This is a genomic window from Lachnoanaerobaculum sp. (assembly GCF_057250505.1).
Genome location: NZ_DBHIEQ010000002.1, coordinates 96,195 through 105,458, shown reverse-complemented (window position 1 = coordinate 105,458; position 9,264 = coordinate 96,195). Strand labels below are relative to the sequence as shown.

The following is a 9,264-nucleotide window of genomic DNA, read 5'->3' as shown; positions in this document are numbered from 1 at the left end:
CCTATGAACAATCAGCCTATGAATAATCAAGGTATGAATAATCAGCCTATGAACAATCAAAATCCTTATACAGGAGGCTATACTTACGGTCAGCAGTCCGGTATCAGAGCTGTCAGACCGCATGGGGATGCCAAAATAAATGTACCTGATTTTTTAAAGAGAAAGAAATAAAAAGTGATATAAAAAAACTGCCACCGACTTAGCCGGTGGCAATTTTTTATTGATTTTTCATATACAGTTTTAAAAGCCCTTTGAGAAGCAGGTTGTCGTCCACTGTAATATCATGTTTACAAAGAGGTGTGACAAAAGGCGCAAGTCCGCCTGTGGCAACCACATTCAGTTTTTGTCCAAGTTCTTCTTCCATACGGGATATTATTCCGTCCATCATACCTGCGTGTCCGAATAAGATACCGCTTCTCATACTGTCAACGGTATTTTTGGCTATAACCTTCTTAGGCATATCAAGGTTTACCTGCGGAAGCTGAGCGGTCTTTGAGCTGAGTGTATCAAGTGATATGCGAAGTCCGGGATGTATGATACCGCCTATATAATTGCCGTGTATATCAACTACGGAGATGGTGGTTGCAGTACCCATATCAATGATGGCAAGAGGCAGAGGGTATTCATCCATAGCGGCAACGGCATCGACTATCATATCGGATCCTACAGATTTCGGATTGTCCATAAGTATGTTAAGACCTGTTTTCATGCCTGACTCTACAAGCATACATTCAATACCGAGTATTTTCTTTACGGCATTTCTTATGGTTATATTGAGCGGAGGTACCACACTTGAAAGGATGGCGCCTTCTATATCGTTTGCCTTTACACCATGTATATCAAGTATACCTTTGATATACATACAGTATTCAAGCTCAGTTCTGGTAGTATGAGTGGTAATTCTTTCAAGAAAATATATTTGCTTATTGTCGATTCCACCTACTACAATATTTGAGTTACCCATATCGATTGCTAAAATCATAAAATTGTCCTTCTTAGTATTAAAATAAAAGCTTTATACTAAAGTATACTAATCTCTCTTCTTGCTTGCAATAATAAAATAGCGTATAATCGGTAAGTATGATATTTAATAAGGATTTTGGAGGCTTTATGCTGGAAAATAAAAATATATTACTTGGGGTTACAGGAGGAATTGCGGCGTATAAGATTGCAACTCTTGCAAGTATGTTAAAAAAGCAAAAAGCAAATGTAAAGGTGATTATGACTGAAAATGCCACACAGTTTATCACACCTATGACATTTGAAACATTGACTGCAAATAAAGTGTACACAGATACGTTCGACAGAAATTTTGAATTTAAAGTTGATCATATAGAGCTTGGGAAGTGGGCGGATGTTTTCCTCATCGCACCTGCAAGTGCCGATGTGATAGGCAAGCTTGCAAACGGTATTGCGGATGATATGCTCACAACTACGGCACTTGCAATGAGATGCCATATGGTAGTTTCACCTGCCATGAATACTGCAATGTATGAAAATAAGATAGTAAAGCACAATATGATGAAGCTTAGAACTTACGGTATGGATGTTATTTTGCCTGCGGTAGGTCATTTGGCATGTGGAGATAGCGGAGCCGGAAAGATGCCGGAGCCGCAGATGCTTTTGGAATATATTAAGAGGGCGTTATTTAATAAAAAGGATTTGGCAGGTAAGAAAGTATGTGTCAGTGCCGGACCTACAAGAGAAGCTATTGACCCTGTAAGATATATTTCAAACAACTCTACAGGAAAGATGGGGGTTGAGATTGCAAAGATGGCCGCTTACAGGGGTGCCAAGGTAACTTTGGTTATCGGACCGTCAGATGAGTTTGTGCCTGATTTTATAAACAGAGTTGATATAAAGTCCGCAGAGGATATGTATGATGAGATAATGAAGATATCGGATTCACAGGATATCATAATAAAGGCCGCCGCGGTAGCGGATTACACACCTGCAAAATACAGCAATGAAAAAATAAAGAAAAAAGATAACGAGTTGTCTATAGAACTTTCAAGAACCAAGGATATTTTAAAGGAGCTTGGAGAGAGGAAGAAGGAGAATTCCAAAAAACAGTTTTTATGCGGATTTTCTATGGAAACCGAAAATATGGAAGAAAACTCAAAAAAGAAATTGAGAAGTAAAAATGTAGATATGATAGTTGCAAACAATGTAAAGGTTGAAGGTGCAGGCTTTGGAACCGATACAAATGTGGTTACCATATATACAAATGATAAAGAGATAATACTTGATAAGCTGTCCAAACTTGAGGTGGCAAAAAAGATATTTGATGAGATAGTGAGGAATTTTTAAGTGAACTTTGAAGAGATAAGTAAGAGAAGGACATTCGCCATAATATCACACCCTGATGCGGGTAAGACAACACTTACAGAGAAGTTTTTGCTCTATGGAGGAGCGATAAACTTGGCCGGAAGTGTAAAAGGAAAAAAGACCGCCAAATATGCGGTAAGTGACTGGATGGAGATAGAAAAGGAAAGAGGTATCTCTGTAACATCTTCGGTTATGCAGTTTAATTATGAGGGGTTTTGTATAAATATACTTGACACACCGGGACATCAGGATTTCTCGGAGGATACCTACAGAACTTTGATGGCGGCTGATTCGGCAGTCATGGTAATAGATGCAAGTAAGGGTGTTGAGGCACAGACAATCAAGCTTTTTAAAGTCTGTGTGATGAGAAAGATACCTATATTCACATTTATAAATAAGCTTGACAGAGAGGCGAGAGATCCTTTTGAGCTTTTGGACGATATCGAGAGTGTTTTGGGTATAAGGACATGCCCTGTAAACTGGCCTATAGGTTCGGGAAAGAACTTTAAGGGAGTATATGACAGACAGACAAAGCAGATAAATAAATTTACAGCCGCAAATGCAGGTATGAAGGAAGTGGATACACAGCTTATTGAACTTGACGACAGTAGGCTTGACGACTACATCGGATTTGACTATGCGGATATATTGAGAAATGATATAGAGCTTTTGGACGGTGCCAGTGACGATCTGGATATGGAAAAGGTGTCGGTAGGTGAGTTAAGCCCGGTATTTTTCGGCTCCGCACTTACAAACTTCGGAGTGCAGACCTTCCTTGAGCATTTCCTTAAGATGACATCGTCACCGCTAAGGAGAAAGACACATGAAGGTTATGTGGACCCTATGAAGGATGAGTTTTTCTCCGCATTCGTATTCAAAATACAGGCAAATATGAACAAGGCGCACAGAGACAGAATCGCCTTTATGAGAATATGCTCAGGTGAGTATGATGCAGGCATGGAGGTTATCCATGTACAGGGAAATAAAAAAATTCGCCTAAACCAGTCCACACAGATGATGGCGGATGAGAGAAAGATAGTGGAAAAGGCATATGCAGGAGATATTATAGGAGTATTTGACCCGGGTATATTCGGTATCGGAGATACTTTGACCACTTCAAATAATGTGGAATTTGAGGGAATTCCTACATTCGCGCCTGAGCATTTTGCCAGAGTACGTCAGGTGGACACTATGAAGAGAAAGCAATTCTTAAAGGGTGTGTATCAGATAGCACAGGAGGGTGCAATTCAGATATTCCAGGAGTACAACACCGGAATGGAAGAGATTATAGTGGGAGTCGTAGGTGTACTGCAGTTTGAGGTACTGACCTACAGACTGAAGAATGAATACAATGTAGATGTAAAACTTGACAAGTTGCCTTATGAGCATATAAGGTGGATTGACGAGTCGTCTACTGTGGATATTGATAAGATTCAGGGCACAAGTGATATGAAAAAAATCAAAGACCTTAAAGATCGCCCTCTGCTTATATTCACACATCCGTGGAGTATAAGAATGGTGGAGGAAAGAAACGAAGGACTTGTACTTAGCGAGTTCGGAAAGAACTAGAAAGGAAAATTATGAGAAAATACAGAGAAGAGATAGAAAAGTATATAGATGAGCACAAAGATGAGATGGTGGAGGATATAAAAAGACTCTGCGCGATAAACAGTGAGAGAAGCGAGTATGTGGAAGGTGCTCCGTTCGGTGACGGCCCGAGAAAAGCACTTGTTTTAGCACTTGATATGGCGGATAAGTACGGCTTTGATATTACAAATTATGACAACTATGCCGGAGCAATAGATTTAAACAAAAAGGCAAAGGGGCTTGATATACTCGCACATCTTGATGTCGTACCGGCAGGCGAGGGATGGAGTGTAACAAATCCTTTTGAACCTAAGGTTTTAGACGGCAGAATTTACGGCAGAGGAACATCTGATGACAAGGGACCTGCCGTTGCGGCACTTTATGCACTTCGTGCGGTTAAGGAACTGGGTATTCCTGTAATGAAGAATGCCAGACTTGTACTCGGAACGGATGAGGAATGCGGTGGCGCCTGCATCAAGTATTACTATACAAAGGAAAAGCAGGCTCCTATGACATTCTCACCTGACGGAGAGTTTCCTGTAGTAAATATAGAAAAGGGACAGCTTCAGGGAGAATTTTTGGCTGTAGTTGAGGATGCAGGAGATAAGAGACTTGTAAGTATTGACGCCGGAACAAAGGTAAATGTGGTTCCGCCTAAGGCAAAGGCTGTAATAGAAGGATTTACTGTTGATGAGGTGGAAAAAGAGGCAAAAAAGGTAACAAAGGAGACAGGTATAAAGTTTAGTTATGACCTGGAGCCTGTATTTGAAATAACCGCAATGGGCGCAAATGCTCACGCTTCAACTCCGCAAATGGGTAACAACGCTATAACAGGACTGCTTGAGCTGCTTTCAAGACTTAAATTCTCACCTTCAAATAAGATTGAAACAATAAAGAAGCTTTACAAGTTGATGCCGCATGGAGATACAAGCGGTGAGGCACTGGGTATTGCTGTAAAAGATGAAAAAAGCGGTGAACTTACACTTGCATTTTCAATGCTTGATTTAAAGGACAACAGATTGCACGGATTCTTTGACTGCAGAATACCTGTAAGCGGTGACGGAGATAAGATACTTGAAACCGTAAAGAAGAAGTTTAAGGGTATTGATGTGGAACTTTTGAATGATACTGTAAAATTGCCTCATGAGGTGGATGCAAATTCACCGTTTGTAAAGACACTTCTTTCAATATATGAGGACTACACAGGACTTAAGGGAGAGTGTATCGCTATGGGCGGAGGAACCTATGTACATGATATAGAAAACGGTGTCGCTTTCGGTGCGGTTTTCCCGGGAACGGATACAAGAATGCACGGTGCGGATGAGTTCGTGGTGATTGACGAGCTGGTAGCCGCAGCGAAGATATTTGCACAGTCTATAGTAGAACTGTGTGAGTAAGGGGGAGTATGGATTCTATTGTAAGTTTAAAGGGCATGGGCAAGGTCTTTCATACCAAAAACGGCGATGTCAAAGCCCTTGACAATATCAATCTGGATATAAACAGAGGTGAGATATTCGGAATAATCGGTCTGTCGGGTGCGGGAAAGTCTACACTTGTAAGATGTATCAATTATCTTGAGATACCTACTGAAGGAGATGTTTTCTTTGAGGGTAAAGGATTAAAGGGCATGAGTGAACTTCAGATAAGAAGAGTCAGAAGAGATATGGGTATGATATTCCAACAGTTCAACCTGCTTTCACAAAGAAATATCCTTGATAATGTCTGCTTTCCGCTTGAAATAAGCGGAGTACCGAAAGCCAAGGCAAGACAGAGGGCAAAGGAGCTTTTAAACCTTGTAGGTCTTTCAGACAGAGAAAGGGCGTATCCGGCACAGCTTTCAGGCGGACAAAAGCAGAGAGTGGCGATTGCAAGGGCGGTTGCCACCAATCCGAAATTATTATTATGTGATGAGGCCACATCCGCACTTGACCCGAATACCACGGGGCAGATTCTTGACCTTATAAAGGATATCAATAAAAAAATGGGCATTACCGTAATAGTGATTACTCATGAGATGAAGGTCATTGAAAGTATCTGTGACAGAGTGGCAATAATTGAAAACAGTAAGATTGCAGAGGTCGGCAAGGTCGAAGATATTTTTACCGATCCGCAGTCTGAAATAGGAAAGAAGCTGATACTTGGCGATGTTATGGAGAGAAAAGAAATAGTTTCAGGTGTTAAGCTTAGAATTGAGTTTGACGGCAGAAGCTCGTTTGAGCCTGTGCTTTCAAATATGATTCTCTCCTGTGATATTCCTGTAAATATACTGTATGCACAGACTAAGGATATAGGTGGAAGTGCATGCGGACATATGATTATTCAGATATCGGGTGAGGAAGAGGCTCAAAAGGCAAAGAGATACCTTGACAGTATCAAAATGAGCTACCATGAGCTTGATTTTCCGGATAATAGTAATGAAAAAATAAGTCTTGAAAAGAGAGAGGAGAATTAGTATGGTTTCAATGATTTTGACAGGCTTGTATGAAACTTTATTGATGACTGCAGCCTCTTCATTCTTTTCATATGTGATAGGTATTCCTTTAGGAGTTTTATTGGTGGTGAGCGATACAAACGGTATCAAGCCTATGCCTGTATTAAACGGAGTACTTGGTTCCGCTATAAACTTGATAAGATCAGTGCCTTTTATGATTTTGCTTATTATGGTTATACCGCTTACAAGATTGATGGTAGGTACTTCCATAGGTCCGGTCGCGGTTATACCGCCTCTTGTTATAGCGGCTGCACCGTATATTGCCAGAATGGTGGAGTCTTCTCTAAAAGAAGTGGATGCCGGAGTAATAGAGGCCGCAAAGTCTATGGGTGCAAGCAATATGCAAATCATATTTAAGGTACTTTTGCCTGAATCAAGACCGTCTCTGTTGGTAGGTGCAGCCATATCCGTGACCACTATTTTAGGTTATTCCGCAATGGCCGGATTTACAGGCGGCGGAGGACTCGGTACTATTGCCATCAACTACGGTTACTACAGATATCAGACAGATATAATGTTTATCACTGTAGCTATTTTGGTTATTCTTGTACAGATAATACAGGAGATATTTATGAGAAGTTCCAAGCACTCTGATAAGAGAGTAAGATAACAGGTTATAAGAAAAGACTATAAACATACCAAGTATAAGGGATTGACAGAATATTGTTTTTAGTCTATACATTGTATATAAGAAAATAACGGAGGAGAATATATATGAAGAAAAGAATTTTATTGGCATTAGGTTTGGCATCACTGCTTGCTTTGGCAGGATGCGGAAAGAAGGCGGCAGATACAACAACATCAAGTGAGAGTGCAAGTGAGTCTTTAAGCGAATCATCAAGTGAGAGCGCATCTGCAACAGGAGAGTTAAAGACAATAACTGTAGGGGCATCTCCTGCACCACATGCAGAGATACTTGAAGCCGCAAAGCCGGTTTTAAAAGAAGAGGGATATGACCTTAAGATTGTTGAGTACAACGACTATATTCAGCCGAATGTGGCACTTGAGTCAGGTGAGCTTGATGCAAACTATTTCCAGCATTACCCATACCTTGAAAACTTCAACAAGGAGCACGGTACAAAATTGGATTCTGCAGGTGCAATCCACTATGAGCCTTTCGGTATCTATGCGGGAAAGACAAAATCACTTGATGCACTTAAGGACGGAGCCAAGGTTTCAGTACCTAATGATGCTACAAACGAGGCAAGAGCACTTCTTTTACTTGAGGCAAACGGACTTCTTAAGTTGAAAGAAGGTGTGGGAATCAATGCTACAAAGCAGGATATTGTAGAGAACCCTAAGAACTTGGATATTCAGGAGATTGAAGCCGCACAGGTGGCAAGAACACTCAGTGATGTGGATATCGCGGTTGTAAACGGTAACTATGCAATACAGGCAGGACTTAAGGTAAGCGATGCGCTTGCAATCGAGGATGCAAAGTCAATTGCGGCTACAACATATGCAAATATCATTGCCGTAAGAGACGGAGATCAGAAGTCAGATGCTACACTTGCACTTATTAAGGCACTTGAGAGCGATACAGTAAAGAAGTTTATAGAGACCAAGTATAACGGTGCGGTTGTACCTATGTTCTAATCTATGAAGACTTTATCTAAGAATATAGTTGTACTCGGTGCGGCTGTATTTGTATTTGTATTTTTTATACTGACAAACAGTGTGTACGGCGCACAGGCAAATATACAGTCAGCAATCGACAATATGGATTTTGAGAGAAAATCAAAGAATGAGATAAGTTTATCTTTTTCAAGCAGCGGCATAAATGAAGTAAACAGATATGTTATTTTTAGAAAAGATAAGACATCAAAAAATTTTGTCGAGATAAAGAAAATAGCTTCAAAGGATGTGTCTAAGACCGGAAATATTACCTATACCGATAAGTTGAGTGCTACAGGCTATATCAGATATGAGTACAGGGTGGACGCTTATTTAAAGACCGGCAAGGTATTAAAGGGCAAGGCGATATATGCAAGCAATGTGCTGGTTTGCCTTGACCCGGGACATTTTCAGACAAAGAATGCCGTAGAAGGTGATGACGGTTACGGTTATTCCGAAGCTATGGCTGTTCTTAAGCTTGGACTTTCACTCAGAGATACCTTAAAGAAAAATTACGGTATCAGCTGTGTGATGACAAGGACTACCGAAAGTATTACAATTGACGGATTTAGCGATAAGAATCTGGACGGCGGACATATTTCGCTTCGCGGTGATTTCGCAAAGAGAAACGGAGCAGATATATTTATTTCATTGCATACCAATTCAAACAATCCTCATGCCAACGGTTATCCTACAGACAGTCAGCCTCTTGCTATAAACAAGCCTATTATCATAGTAAATACTTTAGCAAAAGAAAACGATATGTGTATAAATATGGCAAATAAGCTTGGTGAGAATCTCACAAAGGTAAGCTTTGACGAGGGACTTTCAAAGAGCAAAAGTTTTGACTCTGTAAAGAAAGGCTCACTTAGTGAGTGGACTGTAGCTAAAAATGACAGCATTACTATAAACGGAAGTGTGTATTACAGACTTGGTGAAAACGGAGACTACTACGGTGTACTTAGAGGAGCCAATGCGGCAGGAGTCTTCGGTATGATAGTGGAACACGGTTTTCATTCGGTACCTGAGGTAAGAAAGAAGGCTATGAAGTCCGATTTGATAAGCAAATGGGCGAATGCCGACGCCAAGGCTATAGCGGAAGGATTCGGATTCTAATATAAGAGAACCTTCAGTTGATGACTGAAGGTTCTTTTTTTATTAAGTTTTTGAAATAATTTTTTAAGAATACTAAATTATAATGAAAAAAGATACAAAATATAGTAAATTAAATGTGCAAGTACTTT

At 40.3% G+C, this 9,264-nt stretch carries 8 protein-coding genes; 7 read left to right on the top strand and 1 reads right to left on the bottom strand.

Features of this window, described 5'->3' with window-relative positions; genetic code table 11:
• Nucleotides 1–217: 217 nt before the first annotated feature.
• A complete protein-coding gene (locus tag ACO6FI_RS01695; RefSeq protein WP_448946232.1) occupies nt 218–982 on the bottom strand; it encodes a type III pantothenate kinase in 765 nt (254 codons plus the stop codon).
• Nucleotides 983–1,110: 128 nt separating this feature from the next.
• Here ACO6FI_RS01695 and coaBC point away from each other — a divergent pair, with 128 nt between their 5' ends.
• From coaBC to ACO6FI_RS01660, 7 genes are all read left to right on the top strand, one after another.
• Nucleotides 1,111–2,310, top strand: coding sequence for a bifunctional phosphopantothenoylcysteine decarboxylase/phosphopantothenate--cysteine ligase CoaBC (coaBC, locus tag ACO6FI_RS01690; RefSeq protein WP_485455831.1), 1,200 nt, complete (start codon nt 1,111–1,113; stop codon nt 2,308–2,310).
• On the top strand, nt 2,311–3,897 hold the full coding sequence (locus tag ACO6FI_RS01685; protein WP_485455830.1) for a peptide chain release factor 3: 1,587 nt from the start codon (nt 2,311–2,313) through the stop codon (nt 3,895–3,897).
• 11 nt (nt 3,898–3,908) lie between these two features.
• Complete coding sequence (gene pepV, locus ACO6FI_RS01680; RefSeq protein ID WP_485455829.1) at nt 3,909–5,312, top strand: dipeptidase PepV; 1,404 nt, start codon at nt 3,909–3,911, stop codon at nt 5,310–5,312.
• Between the two features lie 8 nt (nt 5,313–5,320).
• Complete coding sequence (locus tag ACO6FI_RS01675) at nt 5,321–6,367, top strand: methionine ABC transporter ATP-binding protein (protein ID WP_485455828.1); 1,047 nt, start codon at nt 5,321–5,323, stop codon at nt 6,365–6,367.
• Nucleotide 6,368: 1 nt separating this feature from the next.
• Complete coding sequence (locus ACO6FI_RS01670; RefSeq protein WP_485455827.1) at nt 6,369–7,016, top strand: methionine ABC transporter permease; 648 nt, start codon at nt 6,369–6,371, stop codon at nt 7,014–7,016.
• 104 nt (nt 7,017–7,120) lie between these two features.
• A complete protein-coding gene (locus ACO6FI_RS01665; RefSeq protein ID WP_485455826.1) occupies nt 7,121–8,002 on the top strand; it encodes a MetQ/NlpA family ABC transporter substrate-binding protein in 882 nt (293 codons plus the stop codon).
• A 3-nt stretch (nt 8,003–8,005) separates the two neighbouring features.
• The gene (locus ACO6FI_RS01660) at nt 8,006–9,136 is read left to right on the top strand and encodes an N-acetylmuramoyl-L-alanine amidase family protein (RefSeq protein WP_485455825.1); all 1,131 of its coding nucleotides are present in this window, start codon (nt 8,006–8,008) and stop codon (nt 9,134–9,136) included.
• The last annotated feature ends 128 nt before the right edge of the window (nt 9,137–9,264 follow it).